The organism is Pseudomonas sp. FDAARGOS_380 (assembly GCF_002591235.1).
Classification (GTDB): Bacteria; Pseudomonadota; Gammaproteobacteria; order Pseudomonadales; family Pseudomonadaceae; genus Aquipseudomonas; species Aquipseudomonas salmasensis.
The window spans coordinates 4,863,994-4,885,065 of sequence record NZ_CP023969.1; the positions used below are offsets into that span (position 1 = coordinate 4,863,994).

20 protein-coding genes and 1 pseudogene are annotated in these 21,072 nt (G+C 59.8%); 8 read left to right on the forward strand and 13 right to left on the reverse strand.

Translation table 11 applies throughout. The features are described from left to right. The first annotated feature begins 63 nt into the window (after positions 1-63). On the forward strand, positions 64-957 hold the full coding sequence (locus CRN80_RS22905) for a LysR family transcriptional regulator (RefSeq protein ID WP_098951314.1): 894 nt from the start codon (positions 64-66) through the stop codon (positions 955-957). Positions 958-1,038: 81 nt separating this feature from the next. Here CRN80_RS22905 and CRN80_RS22910 read toward each other — a convergent pair whose 3' ends face one another. Continuing rightward, positions 1,039-1,980 carry a LysR family transcriptional regulator gene (locus tag CRN80_RS22910; RefSeq protein ID WP_069558916.1) on the reverse strand — a complete coding sequence of 314 codons (942 nt, stop codon included), beginning with the start codon at positions 1,978-1,980 and terminating at the stop codon, positions 1,039-1,041. A 109-nt stretch (positions 1,981-2,089) separates the two neighbouring features. Here CRN80_RS22910 and CRN80_RS22915 point away from each other — a divergent pair, with 109 nt between their 5' ends. The 6 genes and pseudogenes from CRN80_RS22915 to CRN80_RS22940 all read left to right on the forward strand — a co-directional run bounded on the left by CRN80_RS22915 (position 2,090) and on the right by CRN80_RS22940 (position 8,063). Beyond that, complete coding sequence (locus CRN80_RS22915) at positions 2,090-3,142, forward strand: Gfo/Idh/MocA family protein (RefSeq protein WP_098951315.1); 1,053 nt, start codon at positions 2,090-2,092, stop codon at positions 3,140-3,142. 97 nt (positions 3,143-3,239) lie between these two features. After that, positions 3,240-4,634, forward strand: a complete 1,395-nt coding sequence (locus CRN80_RS22920; protein ID WP_098952674.1) for an MFS transporter — start codon at positions 3,240-3,242, stop codon at positions 4,632-4,634. Positions 4,635-4,653: 19 nt separating this feature from the next. Further along, positions 4,654-5,103, forward strand: coding sequence for a type II 3-dehydroquinate dehydratase (gene aroQ / locus CRN80_RS22925; protein WP_032897054.1), 450 nt, complete (start codon positions 4,654-4,656; stop codon positions 5,101-5,103). A 206-nt stretch (positions 5,104-5,309) separates the two neighbouring features. Next, positions 5,310-5,795 (forward strand): hypothetical protein, encoded by a 486-nt coding sequence (locus CRN80_RS22930; RefSeq protein WP_098951317.1) that lies wholly within the window; start codon positions 5,310-5,312, stop codon positions 5,793-5,795. Positions 5,796-6,074: 279 nt separating this feature from the next. Continuing rightward, positions 6,075-7,289 carry an aldose 1-epimerase family protein gene (locus tag CRN80_RS22935; RefSeq protein WP_098951319.1) on the forward strand — a complete coding sequence of 405 codons (1,215 nt, stop codon included), beginning with the start codon at positions 6,075-6,077 and terminating at the stop codon, positions 7,287-7,289. Positions 7,290-7,548: 259 nt separating this feature from the next. Next, positions 7,549-8,063 (forward strand): annotated as a pseudogene (locus CRN80_RS22940) (N-acetyltransferase family protein). A 274-nt stretch (positions 8,064-8,337) separates the two neighbouring features. Here the strand turns inward: CRN80_RS22940 and CRN80_RS22945 are convergent. Continuing rightward, positions 8,338-8,958 (reverse strand): LysE family translocator, encoded by a 621-nt coding sequence (locus CRN80_RS22945; protein ID WP_098951321.1) that lies wholly within the window; start codon positions 8,956-8,958, stop codon positions 8,338-8,340. Positions 8,959-9,051: 93 nt separating this feature from the next. Next, the gene (locus tag CRN80_RS22950; RefSeq protein ID WP_032897066.1) at positions 9,052-9,312 is read right to left on the reverse strand and encodes a DUF6429 family protein; all 261 of its coding nucleotides are present in this window, start codon (positions 9,310-9,312) and stop codon (positions 9,052-9,054) included. 66 nt (positions 9,313-9,378) lie between these two features. On the opposite strand from CRN80_RS22950, the gene CRN80_RS22955 reads away from it, so the two are divergent. Continuing rightward, on the forward strand, positions 9,379-9,900 hold the full coding sequence (locus tag CRN80_RS22955; protein WP_098951323.1) for a DUF2867 domain-containing protein: 522 nt from the start codon (positions 9,379-9,381) through the stop codon (positions 9,898-9,900). A 78-nt stretch (positions 9,901-9,978) separates the two neighbouring features. Here the strand turns inward: CRN80_RS22955 and CRN80_RS22960 are convergent, their stop codons facing one another. The 10 genes from CRN80_RS22960 to CRN80_RS23005 form a co-directional block, all read right to left on the reverse strand. Continuing rightward, the gene (locus CRN80_RS22960; RefSeq protein ID WP_032897068.1) at positions 9,979-10,335 is read right to left on the reverse strand and encodes a VOC family protein; all 357 of its coding nucleotides are present in this window, start codon (positions 10,333-10,335) and stop codon (positions 9,979-9,981) included. Positions 10,336-10,404: 69 nt separating this feature from the next. Then, entirely contained in the window at positions 10,405-11,892 is a 1,488-nt protein-coding gene (locus CRN80_RS22965) for a methyl-accepting chemotaxis protein (protein ID WP_098951325.1), read from the reverse strand. A gap of 183 nt (positions 11,893-12,075) precedes the next feature. Next, positions 12,076-14,229: a TonB-dependent siderophore receptor gene (locus CRN80_RS22970; RefSeq protein ID WP_098951327.1), complete on the reverse strand. Its 2,154-nt coding sequence runs from the start codon at positions 14,227-14,229 to the stop codon at positions 12,076-12,078. A gap of 212 nt (positions 14,230-14,441) precedes the next feature. Continuing rightward, the gene (locus CRN80_RS22975) at positions 14,442-15,203 is read right to left on the reverse strand and encodes a PIG-L deacetylase family protein (protein ID WP_098951329.1); all 762 of its coding nucleotides are present in this window, start codon (positions 15,201-15,203) and stop codon (positions 14,442-14,444) included. 301 nt (positions 15,204-15,504) lie between these two features. Then, positions 15,505-16,164, reverse strand: a complete 660-nt coding sequence (locus CRN80_RS22980) for a glycosyltransferase family 2 protein (RefSeq protein ID WP_056783580.1) — start codon at positions 16,162-16,164, stop codon at positions 15,505-15,507. Further along, positions 16,161-16,760, reverse strand: a complete 600-nt coding sequence (locus tag CRN80_RS22985; protein WP_098951331.1) for an SAM-dependent methyltransferase — start codon at positions 16,758-16,760, stop codon at positions 16,161-16,163. Before CRN80_RS22985 ends, CRN80_RS22980 begins: the two co-directional genes overlap by 4 nt. Next, positions 16,757-17,515 carry a PIG-L deacetylase family protein gene (locus CRN80_RS22990; RefSeq protein WP_098951333.1) on the reverse strand — a complete coding sequence of 253 codons (759 nt, stop codon included), beginning with the start codon at positions 17,513-17,515 and terminating at the stop codon, positions 16,757-16,759. Before CRN80_RS22990 ends, CRN80_RS22985 begins: the two co-directional genes overlap by 4 nt. Beyond that, positions 17,512-18,510 carry an acyl-CoA dehydrogenase family protein gene (locus CRN80_RS22995; RefSeq protein ID WP_098951334.1) on the reverse strand — a complete coding sequence of 333 codons (999 nt, stop codon included), beginning with the start codon at positions 18,508-18,510 and terminating at the stop codon, positions 17,512-17,514. Before CRN80_RS22995 ends, CRN80_RS22990 begins: the two co-directional genes overlap by 4 nt. A gap of 1 nt (position 18,511) precedes the next feature. Then, the gene (gene glgX / locus CRN80_RS23000; protein ID WP_032897080.1) at positions 18,512-20,671 is read right to left on the reverse strand and encodes a glycogen debranching protein GlgX; all 2,160 of its coding nucleotides are present in this window, start codon (positions 20,669-20,671) and stop codon (positions 18,512-18,514) included. A 121-nt stretch (positions 20,672-20,792) separates the two neighbouring features. Continuing rightward, on the reverse strand, positions 20,793-21,062 hold the full coding sequence (locus CRN80_RS23005) for a DUF2934 domain-containing protein (protein WP_003191595.1): 270 nt from the start codon (positions 21,060-21,062) through the stop codon (positions 20,793-20,795). Positions 21,063-21,072: the final 10 nt, after the last annotated feature.

Below are 21,072 nucleotides of genomic sequence, written 5' to 3' on the forward strand. Positions count from 1 at the left end.
CAATCCTGCCTTTTGCAGCAGTAGCCCTTGGTTGGGAACTACAGCTTTGCGCAGGAGGCACAAATGGACATCGGCGGGCGGTCGGGAGAGATGGAGGTGTTCACCATGGTCGCCGAGCACGGCAGCCTGTCGGGTGCGGCAAGGGCCTTGGGGCTGACGCCATCGGCCATCAGCCGCATCATCACCCGCACTGAACAGCGCATCGGCACCCGCTTACTGCTGCGCACCACCCGCGCCATCACCTTCACCGCCGAAGGCGAAGCCTACCTGCGCGGCGCCCGGCGCATCCTCGCCGACATGGCCGAAGTCGAAGACGCCATCACCGACCAGGGCGCGCCCCGCGGCCGCCTGCGCGTCAGCGCCGCACTGGCACACGGTCGCATGACCATCGTCCCCCTGGTCGCCGCCTTCAGCGCCCGCTATCCCGCCATCGTCGTCGACCTGATGCTCGGCGACGAAGTCGTAGACATCCTCGGCGGCCAGGCCGACGTCGCCATCCGCTTCGGCACCCTCGCCGACAGCCCACTGACTGCTCGCCTTATCGGCTCTACTGGGCAGGTTATCGTTGCTTCACCGGAGTACCTGGCACGGCATGGCACCCCCGTGACGCCGCAGGATTTACTGCAGCACAACTGCCTGCGCTTTAACTTCCGCAGAGCGGCCCCGGATTGGCCGTTTCGGGTGGAGGGACGGGAGTTTTCGTTGAAAGTGGCGGGGACGATTGAGGGCAATAGTGGTGAGGCATTGGCGCAGTTGGCGAAGCTGGGGGCGGGGGTGGCGAGGATTGGCGCGTTTAGTGTGGTGGAGGAGGTGAGGCGGGGGGAGTTGGTGGCGTTGCTGGAGGAGTTTAATCCTGGGGATGTGGAGCCGATTCATGCGGTGTTTGTCGGGGGAGGGGCGATGCCGGCGCGGGTTAGGGCGTTTGTGGATTTTTTGGTGGAGAAGTGTGGGGGTTGAGGGGCGGGATTTTTGGGGAGGAGGGGGCTGAACGGCGGATTTCGGCCAATAACTGCCGGTCGTAGCGACACCCTCTGGGACTTAGCCATTTCGTAGCGCGTAAGGGCCAGAACTCAGGTGTGCACTCAGAAACTCCAGGCATACCCTGATCTTCATCGAGCCAGAAGCCCGAATCGTAGTGACTGCGGACACATTCGCCGGCTGGAAATGTTCAGGCAGAATGCGAATGAGTGTCCCATTCCTGATGCTCGGGGCCACATCCCAGGTTGATGCCATGATGATGCCGAAACCATCATGCGCCCACTCTCGAACGACATCACTGTGATTGGACGCCATCGGCCCTGTGACTTTCACCGACTCAAGACCGTTTGGCCCCTCGAGCCGCCATACACCAAAGCTTTGATCCCTCCCACGAAACAACAGGCAATCGTGGCGTTGAAGCTCGCTCACAGAGTTTGGATTACCGCGCTCTTCCAGGTAACTCGGAGCAGCACAGAGAATCCTCTGGCTATCTGCGATTTTGTGAATAATCAGATTTTGCTCGTTAACTTCTCCAACTCGGATATCGATGTCGAACTGCTCCCCAATGAGGTCAGTTCGACGGTCAACCAGCTCAAGCCACACCTCTAATTTTGGGTAGCGTTTACGAAGCAAGGCCAGAACTGGAGCGATGTGAAATCGTCCCATTCGCTGGCTTGTGCTGATACGCAGAGTGCCTCTGGGCTCGACCCGGTCACCCAGTGATGTCTCCAGCATCCCATTGACGTTGTCCATGATTGTCTGGGCCCAAACGAGCATCGTTTCGCCATCTTTGGTGATCGAAACCCGTCTGGTTGTCCGGTTAAAGAGCTTGCAGCTCAGCGTTTCTTCCAACGCCAAAACACGCTTGCTGACATGGGCGGGAGAAATTCCAAGCTCTGTCCCGGCCGCGCTAAAACTTCCACGTTTCGCGATGACTGAGAACAGAAGCAGATCCCTCAGGAAGGGATCATTATTTACTAATGGAGAATTCTGATTTTCCATATGGCTCAATTATAGCTTTGCGCGTTGATAGTAGCCTTGATCCTAGCAGATCGAATCACGACTTCAGTACGTCGAGATTTAAAACAATAACGCTCGCGAAGATCAAAGCATGTCCAAAATCAGAATTGCGGTAGCGGGTGCCGGCCTCATCGGTCGACGCCATATCGAACTCATCCAAGCGAGTTCTTCTTGCGAACTGGCAGCCGTTATCGATCCGTTCGAACTTGATGGCTCCTACCGAGACTCACTGGGCGCCTCGCAGTATGAAAATCTTCTGGATTGTTTCGCCGAGGACAAGCCTGATGGCGTAATTCTCGCCACTCCAAACGCCCTACATGTCGAACAGACTTTGCAATGCATTGAGGCTGGTGTTGCCGCGCTGATAGAGAAGCCGGTGGCGCACAGCGTTGAGGAGGGCAGGCGGTTACTCGCTGTTGCCGATGCAACTGACGCCAAGCTGCTCGTAGGACATCATCGAGCGCATAGCCCAATTCTTGCCAAGGCGCGAGAGATCATCCGTGACGACATTCTTGGAGACATCGTTGCCGTGCAAGGCAGCGCTCTGTTTTACAAACCAGATGACTATTTCGACGCTGCCATTTGGCGACGCCAGGAAGGCGGTGGCCCTATCTTGATCAATATGATCCATGAGATCGGCAACCTGCGTTCGCTGTGCGGCGAAATTGTTGCTGTTCAAGCAATGCAGTCGAGTGTCGCACGTGGATTTCCTGTTGAAGATACCGTGTGTATCGGCCTGCGCTTTGAGAATGGAGCTCTCGGTTCCTTCTTGCTTTCCGATAGCACCGGATGTGCCCGCAGTTGGGAACAAACATCGCAAGAAAACGCTAGCTATCCGTCCTACGAGGATGAGGATTGCTACATCATCAGTGGGAAGAACGGCTCACTGTCAGTGCCCACAATGCGTCTCAAATACTACGTGAAGGCCGAAGACAGATCATGGTGGAAGCCCTTCCAAACGGGCCACTGCGCTGTCGACCGCACAGACCCCCTTGAGATCCAGCTTGAGCACTTTTGCAACGTCATACGAGGCACGGAAACGCCTTTGGTCTCCGTGCGCGACGGACTGCGGAATCTGATCATCACTGAGGCTATTTCACAGGCCGCAAAAAGCGGCTCGATCATAGAAATCGACCGTATTTGAGCCCGGCATGGCTTCCAGTCATGCCCTGTTTTGCGTGTACCAGGGGCGGTTTTTGCTGCCCGGCCAGGCCTATAAAAACAATATCTGGAGTAGTCAGATGAACACAGCAACAGCGACAGAGCAGCACCGTTCCAAGCAAGCCAAGAAAGCCACCGCGAGTGGTTGGATCGGCTCCGCGTTGGAGTATTACGACTTTTTCATCTATGCCCAAGCGGCAGCACTGATATTTCCACAACTCTTCTTCCCCTCAACCGATCCAAAGATTGCCATCGTGGCGGCTATGGCGACTTACGGGGTTGGGTACATTGCTCGCCCTATCGGCGCGTTCTTCTTGGGGCACTGGGGTGATACTCGAGGGCGCAAGAACGTACTGCTGCTATGCATGTTCCTGATGGGATTCGCCACCATGGCGGTAGGCCTGCTGCCGACCTACCACCAGATTGGTATATGGGCGCCTATCATGCTTGTAGTACTGCGACTGGTGCAGGGGTTTGCTGTAGCGGGAGAGATCTCGGGAGCCAGCTCAATGATTCTGGAGCATGCACCCCAAGGGCGAAGAGGATACTTCGGCAGCTACACACTTCAAGGGGTACAGGCAGGTCAGGTTCTCGCAGCAGCCATTTTCCTGCCTCTGGCCTATTTCATGTCCGATGAAGCCTTCAATAGCTGGGGCTGGCGTATTCCCTTTCTTTTGAGCGCTGTGGTGCTGATCGCTGGCTTTATCATTCGCCGGGAAGTTGAGGAACCGCCAGTATTCGTAGATCAGACAAAGAAAGATGAGAAGTCTGAATCGCCGATTATCGGAGCTTTCAAACACAGCTGGAGAGGCATGCTGGTGGTCGTTGGGGTTTCGTTGATGAATGTTATTCCAGTCATTACGACCGTGTTTGGAGCGGCCTATGCGGTGCAACCTGCCTATGGCATCGGTTTCGATAAAAGCGTGTACCTGTGGATCCCGGTCGTTGGCAATATCGTGGCGGTGCTGTGCATCCCTTTCGTGGGCAATCTTTCTGACAAGGTTGGGCGCCGGCCTCTGATCATCGCAAGCGCCTTTGGTTGCGGGCTGATGTCCTTTGCTTATTTATACGCAATCAGCATTCACAGCCTCCCGCTCGCTTTCGGCGCCTCACTGCTGATGTGGGGAATGATCTACCAGGGCTACAACGCGGTGTTCCCATCCTTCTTCCCAGAGCAATTTGAAACACGTTACCGCGTGTCGGGAATGGCAATTTCGCAAAACAGCGGACTGTTCATCACCGCAATGTTACCTGCTCTGTTTGCCCTGATCGCAGGCCCAGGGACTGAAAACATACCCTTGATTGTCGGTGGGATCGCCTGTGTGTGCACGTTGCTAGCTGGTATCGCGGCCTGGTGCGCGCCCGAGACCTCTCGAATTCCTACAGCCGACCTCGGTAACCGCGATGCCCAATCCACAGAAGCCGGCGAATATCATAAGGCACGTCTGGCAGCCATGGGTACCGTAAAGAATTGAAGCGACTCGCGAGGATTAAATGATGAAAACCATCCTGGTTTTGAACGGCCCTAACCTGAACATGTTGGGATTGAGAGAGCCCGAGGTGTATGGGTCGGAAACATTGGCCGACGTTGAGCAGACGTGTCGTCAGTACGGCGAAGGACTTGGGCTTGTAATTGAGTTTCAGCAAACCAATCACGAAGGGCAAATGATTGAATGGATTCACCACGCACGTAGAAGGATAGCGGGGATTGTGATCAATCCAGGAGCATGGACCCATACATCGGCAGCCATCCACGATGCATTGATTGCAGCCGAGGTACCGGTGATTGAGGTTCATATCTCAAATGTCCACAGGCGTGAAGATTTCAGGCACTTTTCCTACGTGTCACGCGTTGCCAAAGGCGTGCTCGCAGGGTTCGGCACTGATGGGTATCGAATGGCGATACAGCACTATGCAAGCTGCCTGGAACAATCAAACGCCTAACCGAGACGTTTGCTGGCACTGCCTAGAGCCAGAAATTGTGGATTACCACGCTTCGGGTCGATTTCCGCCGTTCACGATCGGCAGTTTTCGACCCATTGCTGCCGGTCACACCCCATGGATGTCGGACAAATAGCCCAAACGCCTGCGCATTCCCAGGCTGATATTTGAGAGGGTAAACTGAGCACCTTTCCATCTGTGGTACCGATATGGACATCAATCTACTGACCGAATCCATGCTTGGTCACTGGCGTGCTCCCTCGGGTGTCTGGCAATGCGAATTCCAGTTCGGCAGCCGATTGATTTACGTCCAGCACCACAATGACGAGCCACCTTACGCCAGGCTCGCCGCTGCGCAACGCGCGGTCAAGGCTACGTGGGATGATTTGCCCCAGGCATTGAGGTTTGCCGAACAGCACTGTAAAGCACAGATGCCCGAACTGATGCGGTTGTACGAAACCCACATGCCGTGGGAATCTCCGTTGTTCGTGTACTCGATCCACTTCGATCTCGACAAACCTTACCCTAGCTATACCATTTCCAAGAACCCTGACTTCGATTGGGATCGCATCCTGATCGACGAAGATGAACTGTGCCAGGATCAAAGTGTTTGCATGGAGCAATATGAGCCAAAGGATGACTTTTGGGTTTACGTCAGGCGCGTGGGGTTTCAGCAATTCGAGCTTAGGGATTAGCTTGGCAATCAACTATGTATAGGGACTCTGGAGAGCGTCCGCTTCTGGCCGATTGCAGCCAATGAGTCAACGCAAGGTTGTATCCGGCACGGATGGACCAAAGCTCATACACCGCCCACTCGCGTTTTCGTTCCAGCCTGCCCGCAAGCGCATCGCCTTGACCTCCTGATCTGTTCCACCTGCTTCATGGCCTTTCCACACACGGTCTCGTCTTTTAAGCTTGCTGAAACGTTTCATCGAGTTTATAAAACGCAAACAACTCCAATAAAGGCCACCGCCATGACCCCGCTAAAACTCATCGTTGCCCTCAGCGCATTCTCTGCCGCCTCCCACGCCATGGCCTGGGATTACGTGCTGCTCGATACCGACAAAGCCGCCCAGAACTGGCAGGTCACCAGCCAGCAGCTCGGCATCCAAACCGACAAACCCTTCAGCGTTACCCTGCGCACTTTGCACGGTGGCCGACAGGAGGGCGTGAGCATCGTGGATATCGATAACGGCACGATGAAGCTCTCGGTAGTGCCGACGCGTGGCATGAACGTGTTGCAGGCGTCGGTTGGCGATGTGCGTATGGGTTGGGATTCGCCGGTCAAGGAAGTGGTGAATCCGTCCTTTATCGAACTCAATGGCCGTGGTGGTTTGGGTTGGCTGGAGGGTTTCAATGAGCTGGTCACCCGCTGCGGCTACGAATGGGTCGGGCACCCTGGCATCGACAACGGCGAGTTGCTGACCCTGCACGGGCGGGCGGCCAATATTCCTGCGAATAAAGTCACCCTGCATATCGATGAAAAACCGCCGTACGCCATCACCCTGCGCGGCGAGTTGAAAGAGCAGGCGTTCAAGAAGGTCGATTTTTCTGTTGCGACCGAACTGGTCACCGAGCCCGGCAGTGTGGTGTTCGCCCTCAACGACACGCTGACCAACAATGGCGATTATCCGAAGGAATATCAGGCGCTGTATCACAGTAACTTCAGCACCCCATTCCTGGAGCAGGGCGCGCGTTTCGTTGCGCCAGTGAAGCAGGTGTCGCCGTTTAACGACAAGGCCAAGGGCGAACTGGCCGACTGGCAAACCTACCGTGCGCCGACCAAGGACTATGACGAAACGGTCTACAACGTGGTGCCGTATGCCGATGCCAAGGGCGATACCTTGACGGTGTTGCATAACAAGGCCGGCAGCCTGGGGGTTTCGGTGGGTTTCAATACGCAGACACTGCCGGTGTTTTCGCTGTGGAAGAACACTGATACCCAAGGGCAGGGTTATGTGACGGGGTTGGAGCCGGGGACGAGTTTTTCGTACAACCGTCGTTATCAGCGGCCATTGAACCTGGTGCCTACGATCGGGGCGAAGGAACATAAGCAGTTCCGTATCAGCTACAGCTTGTTGGCGGATAAGGCGGCTGTTGATAAGGCTTTGAAGCAGGTCAGCGAGATTCAGGGTGGGCGGGAGACTGAGGTGCGGCAGACGCCTTTGGTGGATTTGACCAAGGGCTGATGTTGGCTGGAGCTTTCACGTGGGGCTCGGCGTGCTTCATCGACGCCGGAATCGCCCTGCAACTGTAGGAGCGAGCTTGCTCGCGAAAAACCCACAGGCGCCGCGTTCACTCAGGAAGCCCGCGTTATCGTTGAAGTTTTTCGCGAGCAAGCTCGCTCCTACATTGGGGTTGGTATTGATATTGGGCGGTGTTCAGCGCAGGGCTTTCTGTCATCGACGGGCATGCATACTGAAATAACCGTATTTCAGGAGCACTTCCATGATTCGCAGGGCCTTACCCGCCGACGCAAAAGCCATTGCCCAAGTGCATATCAGCAGTTGGCAAGACGCCTATCGTGACTTGATGCCCTCCCAGTTCTTGAGCGGGTTGCAAGCAACCCTGACTAGGCGCGAAGCCCATTGGGTTCGCTCGCTTGCCTTGGGCGCGTCGACGGTATGGGTTGCCGAGGTGGGCCAGCAAGTGGTTGGCTGGATAGCTGTGGGCGCCAGCCGTGATGAAGACGCTGTGCAGGCAAATGTAGGTGAGGTCATGGCTGTCTACGTGCTCGCCGAGCATTGGTACACCGGCGTCGGGCTGGCCTTGTGGAAAGCCGGCTTGCAGGATCTATTGGCGCAAGGCTATGAGCGTTTAACGCTGTGGGTCTTGGCCGGTAATGAACGGGCTATTCGATTTTATCGCCGGGCGGGTGTGTGGAGGAGGCCGGGACTGAGCGCGATCTTGAAAGGGGCGGTGTTGCGCTGGTGGAGGTGAGGTATGGTTTGCCGTTGAGATAGCACAGGTATCTACGCAACTTGGGCATCAGTTGAATCGTCGTCGGCTGCCAGGCCGCCTTCGCGAGCAAGCCCGCTCCCACATTGGTCATGCATTGCCGTCAAAATCAGTGCCTGGCACAGATCCCCTGTGGGAGCTGGCTTGCCCGCGAAGGCGGTGTGTCAGTCACTGAATTTTCAACTGAACCACCGCCATCGCAGGCAAGCCAGCTCCCACATTTAGATCGCGCCGCGTCAGTTAGATCGGCGTCGGCTGCCAGGGGCACTCCCACCTCACTCATGCCCTGCGCGCAGTCAACAACACCGCCGCCGCCGCTGATAACAAACCCGCGCAGCAGCGATTGAACAGACGCGTGCCCTTGGGCTCGGCAAACCAGCGGCGCATATGCAGGCCCATATAGGCATAGGCGCTGATGGCGACCCATTCCAAAGCCAGGAACATCACACCCAGCAGGGCAAATTGCGCAGTGACGGGTTGGCCGGGCACCACGAATTGCGGGAGGAAGGCGGTGAAGATCAGGATGGCTTTGGGGTTGCCCGCCGCCACCAGAAACTCCTGCCGTGCCAAGGCCCACAGGCCCACCTTGCTCGTCGCGGTTTCTACCTGCTGCTGCGGGTCTGCGCGCCATAGCTGATACGCCAGGTAAAACAGATACGCAGCGCCGAGAATCTTGATCCCGTAGAACAACAACTCTGAGGTTTGCAGCACCACCGCCAACCCGGCGGAAGCGAGGGCGATCATGCCAGCGAAGGCCAACAGGCGACCGAGACCGGCGAGGCAGGAAGTGCGGTAACCGTAGCGGGTAGCGTTGCTCACCGACAGCAGGTTATTGGGGCCGGGGGCCATGTTCAGGGCGAAGCAGGCGGGGAGGAAGAGGGCGAGGGTGGCGAGGTCCATGGCGGCTCCGGGTTGGCAGGTCGGGGGGCTGGAGGATAACGGCATAAAGCGCGGTTTAACAATTCGTGGCTGGGCTTAAGCTCCGCTAGCGCTTCAGGTGTCCGGGTTGGATAAGCGCTCGGCTTCAGGTGCTGCACCAAACAATTGATCTGCGATGTGCCGGCCCCGTTCCAAGCCTTCCGGCGTCAGCCAAATGGATTTGCTTTTGTTTACCGGATTTCGGATAAAGCCTTGCTCATGGAGTCGGTTCATTATCTGAAAGTCGTAACCTTTCCATGAGTTGCCCTTATCAAAACTGAAGGTGGTCAGCAGGGCAAGTACGGTTTCCTCAATCCGTTTTTCGTCGTATTCCATAATGGGTACTCCGCTTGAGTTCCACAGACCCTGTCTAGCTTAGCGCAGCATTTCGCTTGAAGCGTTATGATGCCAATCCCGGTTTTGATCATGGACGAAAAAATCTTGGCGACTCACTCTGTCAGTCACACGTTGGGTGCACCGTCTGAACTCAATTATTACGATTGCAGGTCGGTGCCATTGTCGACTGAGATCAGCGCGCTGGATGCCTGGAACATCATGACCGCCGAAACGGGACCGCTGTTAAAATTGGCCTTTCGGATCAGAGATGGGATTTCTTCAAGGTTTGGCGTAAAGCGCATCGGCGGGTTCTCCGGCAATCGGCGCGTGACGGTGCAAGCGGGTGAGCGGCTTGATTTTTTCCTGGTGGAGGACTGCGCGCCGGATAGGCTGGTGCTGACCGAGCGTGACCGGCACCTGGATGTGATGATTTGCCTTTCACTTGCTGATCATGTGCTTACGATCACTTCATCGGTGATCACCCACAACACCTTTGGGCGCCTCTACATGCTGCCGGTGGGGCCGGCGCACAAGCTGATCGTCAATCGGCTAATGACCCGCTTGCAGCGCAAGCTGCAACAGCTTTGAATCTAGAAAAGACTCCCTCAACACAATTTATTCTCCGTCGGAGCTGTCGCGCTTCAACGATACAGCTAAAGCGCTGGATCACAGCGCAACGCTCCACACCGCCAGTTCATACCCATCTGGATCGGTGAAGTGGAACCTGCGGCCTCCTGGAAACGAAAACGTCTGGCGCGTAATCACCGTGCCCAGCTGTTGAAGCCGCTGCTGCACACTGTCCAAGTCATCGGCATACAAGATAACCAAGGGCCCGCCCGGTCGCACAGGCTCGCCGGTGGTGAAACCGCCCGTGAGCCGGCCATCGCTGAATTCGCTGTAGGTGGGGCCGTAGTCGACGAACGTCCAGCCGAATGCAGCGCCGTAGAAGGCTTTACTGCGGGCGATGTCGCTTACGTTGAATTCGATATTGTCGATCTGTCTGTCTTTACCGGCAGTGCTCATGGTGGCCTCCGTGGCTCGTATCTTAGGCCGCGAGTGTAGCGTATCCGTGCCTGCCCATTTCCCACACGCTCAAGGATGAAACCTGCGCCCCAACGCATCCAGCCGCACCGCGATCGGTGGCAGACGTTCGCTGCTGCGCGCGAGTGTCTCGACGTCGTCGGCGGTGTTCTGGGCGATGCTTTGCACCGATTGCAAGCGCTCGACGATCTCCAGGTTGGCCGAGGTCTGCTCGCGGGTGGTGGTGACGATGTGGCCGTTGAGTTGGTCGATGTGCGCGATGTCCTCGCCTACCGCCCGTAGCATGTCCACGGCCTCTTGGCTGTCTGCAACGCAGCGCTCTACACCTTCGCGGCTGGCGTGCATGGCTTCGACGGCTTGGCGGCTGCCGTGTTGCAGGCCCTCGATGATGCTTTTGATTTCCTGGGTGGACAGGGCGGTGCGCTGGGCCAGGCTACGCACTTCATCGGCCACCACGGCAAAGCCACGGCCTTGCTCGCCGGCGCGGGCGGCTTCGATGGCGGCGTTGAGGGCCAGCAGGTTGGTCTGGTTGGCGATGCTGCTGATCACTTCCAGCACCGAGCCGATTTGTTCGGCCTGCACCGCCAGGGATTCCACAGTCGACTCCGTGCCGTTGATGCGCGAAGCCAGTTGGCTGATTTCATGCTGGGCGCGGCCGACGCTTTCCTGGCCGCGCACAATCTGCTGGCTGGCCTGGCCCGCGTGTTCCACTGCCTGTTCGACTTGCACCGTAATGTGGCCCATGGCGTGTTCCATGCGCTGCATCGAGCCGGTCATCTCGCCGATCTGTGCCAATTGATGCCGTGCGCCTTTTTCCAGGGTGCCGCTGGCGCTGGCCAGTTCCTGGCCGAGTTCGCCCAGGCCATGGGAGTCGCGGGCGACGCCGTCGATCAGGTGGGTGAGTTGCTGCAGGAAGTGGTCGAACCGCTTGGCGAGGGACACGTGGGCCTTGCCTTCACCTTGGGCGGTTTCCACGGTGAACTGCGAGGTGACGGCGAGCATCTTCTCCAGCATTTCCTGGCTCTCTACCGCTTCGGCCTGGCTATGGACGGCGAGGTAGAGCAGGGCGACGGTCTCCATCACCACATAAAAGGCGTGGACGAAAACCATCGTCCAGCCGCCGTGATGCTCCATCACAAACACCGGGAAGCCCTGATGCTGCAAGGCATGGAACACCACGTGATGCACCGCGATGGTGAGCGCCGCTACCAGGATGGGCAGCCAGTCACGGTAGAAGGTCAGCACTGCCAACAGCGCGAAAATGCCGAAGTGGGATTCGATCACCCCGTGCGCCTGGTTGATGTGCAACGCCGCCATCACCATCAAACCGGCGCCCAATGCACAGCGCATCACGCGGGTGCCGCCGATGACGCGGTACAGCGCTGTGAGCACCACGCCGGTGCCGCCACCGACGATCACGGCCTGCATGAGGGTGTCGTGCCAGAACGCCAGGCCGAGGGAGAACAGCAACATCAGCCAGATCAGTGCCAGCATGATGCGGTCGGCCTTGCGATAGTGCTCTAGAAAACGGACGGGCATTCACTCTTACTCCATGAGAGGGGGCGTCGAGGTCAAGCAAGCACGCGGTGTGCCACACAGGCGCGCCGCTGTGGAGTCAAGCAGATGTTCAGGATTGTCGCCGGTTACCCACGCGTTATCGGCATGCGGGTGCGCGACTTTAAGAACGGCTGCCCGAACGGGCAGCCGAGGTTGCCGTGAGGCTCAGAAGCTGTACTTGGCAGTCAGCATCATGTTGCGGGGGCTGCCATAGGAGTCGCCGCCATAAGTCACTGAGTTGGAGATGGACTGGTAGTAGTGGCGATCAAAGATGTTGTTGGCGTTGAGCTGCAGGTCCAGGTGCTGATTGACCCGATAGCCCGCCATCAAGTCGGTGACGGCGTAGCCGCCTTGCTGGAGCCGATAGTTGCTGCCGTCCGCGAGCTTGATGTCGTTGTACATGCGGCTCTGCCAGGAGATATTGCCGCCGACTCGGAGTTTTTCCAGCGGGCCCTGGAAGTTGTAGCGGGTGGTCACTTTGAACAGATGTTCCGGGATGTCGGTATCGAACTGCTTGTTGACCTTCTGCGGGTTGGCGTCGTCCTTGATGGTGTGGGTGCGCGCATAGGTATAGCCGCCGCCGACCTGCCAGTTTTCGGTCAAGGCGCCTTGCAGTTCGAAGTCGATACCCTGGCTGCGGATTTCGCCCGAGGCTTCGGCACAGGACGCCTGCGGGCAATTGGGCACCACCACCGGCACGGCGCGGTTTTCCTGGTCGACGCGGAACAGCGCCACGCTGGCATTGAGCGTGCCACCGAAGTATTCGCCTTTGACGCCAACCTCATAATTTTTACCGACGATGGGCTTGAGTGGGGTGCCGGCTGTGCTCTTTTCTTTTTGCGGCGTGAAGATGTCGCTGTAGCTCACGTAGACCGAATGCTGGTCGTCCAGGTCGTAGATCAGGCCGGCGTAGCGGGTGAGGTTGCGGGTGACCTTGTAGTCGCCGGCGGCATCACGGTTGTCGTAGTCATACCAGTCCAGGCGAGCGCCGAGGATCAGCTTCAGCGGGTCAGCCAGGCTCAGGCGGCTGGTCAGGTAGAAACCGTCTTGGGTGGTGACTTCGCGCACATTGTTGGTGCGGGTGAAGTTCGGCTTGCCGGCGTTGATCGGCCAGTTGAGGTCGTACGGGCTGTAGTTGTGGGTGGTCATGTCGTAGATGCGCTTGCTGGCGCCCACCACCAGTTCATGGGTACGGCCGAACGCATCGAACGGGCCGCTGGCAAAGGCGTCGAGCCCGGCCTGGTTTTCATCGTAGCTGGCCTGGTACACGGTGCGGGCCAGGGTGTTGTTGGTCCAGCGCGATTGGTAGGAGCCGGAGAACAAGGCGTTCTGTTCGGCGTAGTTGGCGTTGACCTGCAGGCTCCAGTCGTTGGCCAGGCGCTGGCGCAGCTCGGCGAAAACGGTGTTGATTTCCTGGTCCTTGTTCTCCCAGTCGGTGCCTGGGTTGTAAGAGCGCGACAGGTCCAGGTGGCGGCCATCCAGGCCGACCATCGAAGCGCCCCAGAAGTAGTTGGTCTTGTCCTTCTGGTTCGAGTAACCGAGGGTCAGGGTGGTGTCTTCGCCCAGGTCGGCTTCGGTGACGGCATAGAACAGGCCGTGATCCTGTTCAGCCTTGTCGATGAAGCTGTTGGCATCCCGGTAAGAGGTGACGACGCGACCGCGCCAGGTGCCGCTGTCATTGAGTGGGCTGGAGGCGTCGAGTTCGCCACGGTAGTCGTCCCAGCTACCGACGGCGCCGGTGAGCGTGACTTTCTGCTCGTCCAGTGGCCGCTTGCGGATCAGATTGATGGCGGCCGAAGGGTTGCCCGCGCCGGTCACCAGGCCGGTAGCGCCGCGCACCACTTCGACACGGTCGAACATTGCCAGGTTCGGCTGGGCGCCTACCGAGGCACCGTTGTAGCCGCTGGGTATACCGTCATACATGAGGTTGTCGATGTCGAAACCGCGTGCGGTAAAGCCTTGTCGCCCAGGGCCGTTGGAGTAATTGAGGAACAGCCCCGGCGTGGCATTGACCACGTCGTTGATGCTGGTCATGGCCTGGTCATCCATGCGCTGGCGCGTGATCACGGTGACGGCCTGCGGGGTTTCGCGCAGGGTCAGTGGCAGTTTGGTTGCGGTCTTCATCGAGCCGGTGGTGTACGACTCGCTGCCTTCGGTGGTTGCGCCAAGCTGTTGGCCGGAGACCTGGGTGGCGCCCAGCTCAATGGTGGCCGGGGCTTCGGCGTCGGCGGCCATGGCCGCATTGGAGGTTGCTAGAGCGATAGTGATTGCCATCAGACTGGGTGTAAAAACGTTGCCGCCGCATTGTTGCACAGACATGAAAGTAGGGCTCCCCAAGCGCCGTCCGTGGCGAATAATAAATCTGTTGATAATTATTCGCATCAGTTTGGCAGATTGAGTCTGTAGGTAAAAGCCCCAACTCTGTAGGAGCGAGCTTGCTCGCGAAAGACTCACTGGCGCCGCGTTTATTCAGGAAGCCCGCGTTATCGTTGAGGTTTTTCGCGAGCAAGCTCGCTCCTACAGGGGGGTGTTCAGGTGAACAGGATTTCGTAGGGCTCGCGCATGCGTTCCAGCAATATTTGCGCGAGCATCGGTGGTAAGCCGATCTGCGGGTCGCCCACCAGTTGGCTGGCGTAGGCATGGGCGGCGTGCAGCTTGCGCGCGACGGCCCAGGTGTCCAGGCGGACCTTGCGCGCACGTTGCCAGGGTATTACCGCGCTTTCCCGGGCTGGCCAATGCCAGGCCCAGATCGGCAGTTCATACAACTGCGCACCCACCAGGCTGCACGCCTTGGCACTCGCGCGGCCAACGGCATCGTGGTCGTCATTGCCGTCGTTGCGCCAGGTGGTAAACACCACGTCGCCGGGTTGCAGGTAGCGCGCGATGAATTGGCTCATGGGCTGTTCACGGGCGGCCAGGGCGTCATCACAAAACCCGCCACGAATCCATTTCAGGCTGTGCAAGGGCATGCCCAATCGGCGCAGGGCCTCGGCGCTTTCCTGGGGGCGCACCACGCTCAAGCGGCTGGCCGGCCATACTTGAGAGCCCGGATGGCTGGCGCTGCCATCGGTGATGGAGATCAATTGCAGTGGATGCTCCTGGGTGCTGAGCAGTTGCAGCAAACCGCCGCACGCCAGCACTTCATCGCCCGGGTGCGGGGCGATCACCACCACGCGAGCGCCGCGCGGTACCAGGGTGTTCAGGGAGATGATGGGGGTTTGCGCCAACTGCGGCGCACTGTTCCAGATTTGCGCGGGGCCGCGGCGGCCTTCGCTTAAGGAGGCAGGCTTCATGGGTGTCACATCCTTGTCGGTTGATACCGGGTCGTACCCCGTTGACGGGACGACGCTCTTGTCTTCACCGCAGGCTCCGCTGGGGTGAGTGCTGTGCGAGGCGTTAGGAGCATAGACAGGCATGGATGTCTGCACAACTTTGGATGCGATGTTTGCTGGGCCGACGTCTTCGCAGGCAAGCCAGCTCCCACACAGGTCATGTGTTGCCCACAAAATCAGCGCCTGGCATAGATCCCTGTGGGAGCTGGCTTGCCTGCGATGACGGCGCCCCAGCCCCCTGCGGTTAAACGCTTTTTCGTTTTCACCCAGCCTGCATCAAGCTCTTCAAATAGTCCCCAAACCCACCCTCAGCCCGACAATCCAGGCGTGCACTGGTCACCACTTGTGGTGCATGGCTCCAGGCGATGGAGGCGCCGCAACGCTCCAGATCACGCACCAGCTGTACATCCTCGTGGCATTCCAGCGGTTCAAACCCTCCGGCCTCTACATAGGCGCGGGCACTCACGCCCAGGTTGGCACCGTGGATATGCCGATGCCCGTCGCGGGCCTGGTAGGCCTGGTGATAGCGGATCTGCGCCGCCGGGTCGAAGCCTTCGCTCCAGGCGTCTACGGTGACTGTGCCGCACACCGCGTCACAACCTTGAGCCAGTTGGGCCACCAGCCAGTCAGGGGCGACGCGGCTGTCGGCGTCGGTACAGGAAATCCACCGCGCGCCTTGCTCCAGCAAGTACCGTGCACCCACGCCGCGGGCATGCCCCACATTGCGGGCCTGCACGTGCAGGCAATGCACCTGGTGCGCCTGGGCAATCGCCGCGCTGGCATCGCTGCAACTGTCGAGTACTACCAGAATCTGTACCGCTTCACCCAGCAAGCCAGGATGGTCGGCGGCGATTCGCGCAGCCCTCAGGCAATCATCCAACCAGGCTTCTTCGTTATGTGCCGGGATCAGAATACCGATCATCGTAAGCCCTCGTGGCGAGCGACCGAGGTGCCGTCGAGGCTCCACAGGTCGAGCAGGAAGTCCGGGTCCTGGTACTGCACCAACGGTGCTCCACCCAGACGCTGTTGCAGCACGGTGTGCACCTGTTCGGCGGTTTGCGGGCAACCGTCAATGGGCGCTCGCCAATGGCAGGCCAGGAGTTGACCGTCAGCGGTCAAGGAGGCGAGGGCGCAATCGATCAGACGATTCAAATCATTTGCATCAAGGTAGTAACAAAGCTCACTCAATACGATCAGTTCGAACTGCCCGCTGGGCCATTGCTCCGGCAGGCGGCGCTGCTCCACGCGGGCATGAGCAAAACGCTCCAGCCGCGCCTGTGCCAGCCGCACCGCAGCGCTTGCAGTGTCGCAACACAGCAGGCGGTCGCAACGTGGCGCCAGCTCGGCACTCAGTTCGCCATTGGCACAGCCCGGCTCGAATATCGACGCATAGCGCGGCCGTGTCAGCATGGCTAAGGTCAGGGCGCGCTTGCGTTGTTCGTACCAGCGTTGGCGAAAAGCCCAGGGGTCGTCATTGCCAGCAAACAATTGGTCGAAGTAGGGGGTTGCCACACTCATACGAACACCACTTCAAAAGGTTGCAGCAAGCGCTCCACCACATAGGGCGCCAGCACCGGAGGCAGGCCGATTTGCGGGTCGCCCTCCAATTGGCTGGCAAAGGCGTGGATCGCATGGCGTTTGCGCGCCACTTGCTCGGCGGTCAGCGGGATTTTGCGCGCCCGATGCCAGGGCACTTTGTGGTCTTCGGCGGTGGCCCAGTGCCAGGTCCATACCGGCAGTTCACACAACACTGCGCCCACGGCCTTGGCGGCCTTGGCGCTGGCGCGGCCCACGGCTTCATGATCGCAATGCCCATCCTCGCACCACGTGGCGAACACCACGTCGTTGGGCTTGAGGTGGCGCTGGATAAACTCGCACAGCTGGGTTTCGCGCTCGGCCACATGGCTGTCGGCAAACCCGCCGCGCAGCCATTTCAAACTGTGCAGCGGCAAGCCAAGGCGGTGCAGGGCCTGGGCTGATTCCTGCGGGCGCACCACGCTCAAGCGCTCCACCGGCCAGCGCCGGGAGCCAGGGTGGCTGGCGCTGCCGTCGGTGACGGAGATCAACTGGATGGGGCGATCCAATGCAGCCAACCCTTGCAGCAAGCCGCCGCTTCCCAGCACTTCATCATCCGGGTGCGGGGCGACGATCACCGCTCGATGCCCTGGCGGCACCAACTGCGCCACGCTGATGTGTGGCAACTCGGCCAACCGTTCAGAGTTTTGCCAGTGGCTTAACGGTGTGCCCTGGCCAACAATCGGATTGGGCCTCATAGCTCCCATCTCCCTGTAGGCGCGCCAGCGACGTGTTCGCCCAAAGCGGCCAAGTCGCGTTCGGCATGGCTTTGCCGCACATACACCGGCAAATCCGCCATCAACTGGGCAAAGTGCGGGTCCTTGCAATACGGCCCGGCGCCGACCGCACGGCCCACATGGTGGATCACTTGCTCCACCGTATCTTCGATACACGCGCGCGTCTGTTGCGCCAGTTGCCGCGCATCGGCGCGTGGCTGGCGGTCGATCTGCGCGGCGCTGGCGCGTAACACGCAGGCGGCACTGTTCAAGGCGCTGTCGACCGCGCCGAGGTGGGCCAGCGCATGGGGCTCCGCACGCGTGGCACATTGGGCGCGCAGCACTTCACCCAGGCGTTGCGCCGCGCCGTACCAGCACGCGGCGATGCCGATGCCGCCGTGCCAGAAGCCCGGGCGAGACAGATAGTCGCCCGGGCCACCCACGGCAATCCCCCTGGCGGCGCTGAACAGGATGTCGACGCTACCGGTCGCCGCCATGCCCACCGCCTTCCAACCTTCATCCGTCACCGTGATGCCGGGCTGATCCATCGCCACGGCCACCAGTTGCTGGCGGTCCTCTTCGTCCCAGGCCGTCAGCAAGCCGTGGCTGACCACCGCCGCACCGGAACACCAGGCTTTGCGCCCCTCGACGAGCAATCGCTGGCCGTCGCGGCGCACGCGCACCTTGGCGGTCGGCGGCTCGGCTGCCCACATGCCCCAGGTGCTGCCCAGCGGCGGCAAGGGGCTGTCGAGTTCGGCAATGATCGCCAGCGCATCGGTATGGCCTTCGAACAACTTGCACAGGCGCAGGTCATGCCCGGCCACCTGAGCCAATTGGCTCAAGCGGGCCAGGGTATCGCCGCTGCCCGGCAACGGCAGTTGATCAAGGCCTTCCTCTTGAAGGGCCCTCAGCGCATTGCCCAGGGCTTGCGTGTCGGCATAGCCCCGGTAGCCCCGAAGGAAACCGTGCAAGGCCATTTCACACCTCGCCTTCGTGCTGCAGTTCAAACAGCAGCAGCGAGCGACCGGTGACCGCGTACTCGTGCTCGAAATCAAAGCGCTCCTGGCCACGCACAGCCGGGTCGTTGGTGTCGAGCAGGCAGGTCCAGAACTCGCCCTCCGGCACCGGCGGCAGGCGGAAATTGACCAGGTCGTGATGGGCGTTGACCACCAGCAGCAAGGTGGCGTCGGCCCCGGCGCGGCGAATCCCGGTTTCCTGGGCGCGGCCATCCATCAGCATGCCCAGGCAACGGCCCTGGCTGTCTTCCCATTGCTCGGTGGTCATCTCGTTGCCATCCGGCGCCAGCCAGGTGACGTCCTTCACGCCGATGTCTTCGTTGTAGTCGCCCACCAGGAAGCGCCCACGCCGCAGGATCGGGTACGCCAGGCGCAACTTGATCAGGCGCTTGACGAACTTGAGCAGGGCCTTGCCGTCATCGTCCAGGTCCCAGTTGACCCAGCCGATTTCGCTGTCCTGGCAATAGGCGTTGTTGTTGCCGTGCTGAGTGCGAGCGAACTCGTCCCCGGCGACGATCATCGGCGTGCCCTGGGCCAGCAGCAGGGTGGCGAAGAAGTTGCGCATCTGGCGCAGGCGCAGCGCGTTGATCTCGGGGTCGTCGGTAGGGCCTTCGACACCGTGGTTCCAGGACAGGTTGTTATTGCTGCCGTCCTGGTTGTTTTCGTCGTTGGCCTCGTTGTGTTTGTCGTTGTACGACACCAGGTCGTGCAAGGTGAAGCCGTCGTGGGCGGTGATGAAGTTCACCGAGCTGTACGGCCTGCGCCCACGGTGGTTGAACATCTCGCCCGAAGCGGTCATGCGCCCGGCGAAGTCGGCGAGTTGGCCGTCGTCGCCTTTCCAGAACGCCCGCACGGTGTCGCGGAAACGGTCGTTCCATTCCACCCAGCCTGGCGGGAAATTGCCCACCTGGTAGCCGCCGGGGCCGCAGTCCCAGGGCTCGGCGATGAGTTTCAACTGGCGCAGGATCGGGTCCTGGCGGCAAGCCACGAGGAAACTGTGGCGCTCATCGAACCCATCGCGGTAGCGCCCGAGGATGGTCGCCAGGTCGAAGCGGAAGCCGTCCACGTGCATCTCGGTGGCCCAGTAACGCAGGGAGTCGGTGACCATTTGCAGCACGCACGGATGGCTCAGATCCAGGGTGTTGCCGGTGCCCGAATCGTTGATGTAGAAGCGCTTGTCGTCGGGCATCAGCCGATAGTAAGAGGCGTTGTCGATGCCGCGCATGGACAGGGTCGGGCCGCGCTCGTTGCCTTCGGCGGTGTGGTTGTAGACCACGTCCAGAATCACTTCCAGCTTTTGCTCGTGCAGGTGCGCGACCATCTCCTTGAACTCGGCGATCTTGCCGCTGGCCAGGTAGCGCGGGTCGGGGGCGAAGAACGCAATGCTGTTGTAGCCCCAGTAGTTGGTCATGCCTTTTTCCAGCAGATGCTGGTCGTTGACGAAGGCGTGCACGGGCAACAGCTCGACCGAGGAAATGCCCAACTGACGGATGTGCTTGAGTACGTCATCTTCCATCAAGCCGGCGCAGGTCCCTCGCACTGATTCGCCAACCGAAGGATGGCGCATGCTGATGCCGCGCAGGTGGGTTTCATAGATGATCGTGCGGTCCCACGGCACCCGTACCGGTTGGTCGTTGCCCCAGGTGTGCGCCGGGTCGATGACCTTGCACTTGGGCACGAAGGGCGCACTGTCGCGCTCATCGAAACTGAGGTCGTCGTCCGGGTGGCCGATGGTGTAGCCAAACAGCGCTTCGGACCATTTGAGTTCGCCCACCAGTTGCTTGGCGTAGGGGTCGATCAGCAGCTTGTTGTGGTTGAAACGGTGACCATTGGCCGGGTCATACGGGCCGTATACGCGGTAGCCGTAGATCAGCCCAGGGTGAGCATCGGGCAGGTAGCCATGAAAGATTTCGTCGGTGTATTCGGGCAGTTCGATGCGTTCCAGCTCAACCTCGCCGGTATCGTCAAACAGGCACAGCTCCACTTTGGTGGCGTTGGCGGAAAACAGCGCAAAGTTCACACCCAGGCCATCCCAGGTGGCGCCGAGGGGGAAGGGCAAACCTTCACGGATCCGCGACGGCTCATGATCCGGCGTCGCTGTGGTGTTGTCGGGTTTGCTCATCGAGTTGCTCCTGCAAGGGGTCTTTTTTCGGGCCGAACGCCGCCGTACTGACGGTGCTTCAGCGCATGGCATGGACGGAAAAGGGCCTGCAGCGCGCATTGCGTGCTGCAGGCCCGAGAAATCATGGGGCGGGCGGTTTGGGCTTCTTCGGCGCGGCGGGTTTCTTTGCCGCAGGCTTGGCGGCGGCAGGCGCAGCCGGCTTGGGCTTGGCCGCAGCCTTGGGCGCGGTTTTTGGCTTGGCGGCCGGTTTGGGCTTGCTTGGCGTCAGCGCCTCGGCTTCGGCCAGCTTGCGCGCCATCTCCCAGTGGCGATCATGGGCGCCATCGGGCTTGCCTTCAGACTCCCAGATCTGATGCGCCAGTTCGCGAATGCGTTTGTCTTCTTTACTCATCACAAACTCC

Coding starts and splice junctions, on each gene's coding strand:
- CRN80_RS22965 (WP_098951325.1), bottom strand. CDS start 11,892: ATGCCCGTCCGTTTTCTAGAGCACTATCGCAAGGCCGACCGCATCATG.
- CRN80_RS22985 (WP_098951331.1), bottom strand. CDS start 16,760: ATGAGTGTGGCAACCCCCTACTTCGACCAATTGTTTGCTGGCAATGAC.
- CRN80_RS22960 (WP_032897068.1), bottom strand. CDS start 10,335: ATGAGCACTGCCGGTAAAGACAGACAGATCGACAATATCGAATTCAAC.
- CRN80_RS22950 (WP_032897066.1), bottom strand. CDS start 9,312: ATGGAATACGACGAAAAACGGATTGAGGAAACCGTACTTGCCCTGCTG.
- CRN80_RS22930 (WP_098951317.1), top strand. CDS start 5,310: ATGGACATCAATCTACTGACCGAATCCATGCTTGGTCACTGGCGTGCT.
- CRN80_RS22995 (WP_098951334.1), bottom strand. CDS start 18,510: ATGGCCTTGCACGGTTTCCTTCGGGGCTACCGGGGCTATGCCGACACG.
- aroQ (WP_032897054.1), top strand. CDS start 4,654: ATGATGAAAACCATCCTGGTTTTGAACGGCCCTAACCTGAACATGTTG.
- CRN80_RS22945 (WP_098951321.1), bottom strand. CDS start 8,958: ATGGACCTCGCCACCCTCGCCCTCTTCCTCCCCGCCTGCTTCGCCCTG.
- CRN80_RS22915 (WP_098951315.1), top strand. CDS start 2,090: ATGTCCAAAATCAGAATTGCGGTAGCGGGTGCCGGCCTCATCGGTCGA.
- CRN80_RS22990 (WP_098951333.1), bottom strand. CDS start 17,515: ATGAGGCCCAATCCGATTGTTGGCCAGGGCACACCGTTAAGCCACTGG.
- CRN80_RS22905 (WP_098951314.1), top strand. CDS start 64: ATGGACATCGGCGGGCGGTCGGGAGAGATGGAGGTGTTCACCATGGTC.
- CRN80_RS23005 (WP_003191595.1), bottom strand. CDS start 21,062: ATGAGTAAAGAAGACAAACGCATTCGCGAACTGGCGCATCAGATCTGG.
- glgX (WP_032897080.1), bottom strand. CDS start 20,671: ATGAGCAAACCCGACAACACCACAGCGACGCCGGATCATGAGCCGTCG.
- CRN80_RS22970 (WP_098951327.1), bottom strand. CDS start 14,229: ATGTCTGTGCAACAATGCGGCGGCAACGTTTTTACACCCAGTCTGATG.
- CRN80_RS22920 (WP_098952674.1), top strand. CDS start 3,240: ATGAACACAGCAACAGCGACAGAGCAGCACCGTTCCAAGCAAGCCAAG.
- CRN80_RS22935 (WP_098951319.1), top strand. CDS start 6,075: ATGACCCCGCTAAAACTCATCGTTGCCCTCAGCGCATTCTCTGCCGCC.
- CRN80_RS22975 (WP_098951329.1), bottom strand. CDS start 15,203: ATGAAGCCTGCCTCCTTAAGCGAAGGCCGCCGCGGCCCCGCGCAAATC.
- CRN80_RS22980 (WP_056783580.1), bottom strand. CDS start 16,164: ATGATCGGTATTCTGATCCCGGCACATAACGAAGAAGCCTGGTTGGAT.
- CRN80_RS22955 (WP_098951323.1), top strand. CDS start 9,379: ATGATGCCAATCCCGGTTTTGATCATGGACGAAAAAATCTTGGCGACT.
- CRN80_RS22910 (WP_069558916.1), bottom strand. CDS start 1,980: ATGGAAAATCAGAATTCTCCATTAGTAAATAATGATCCCTTCCTGAGG.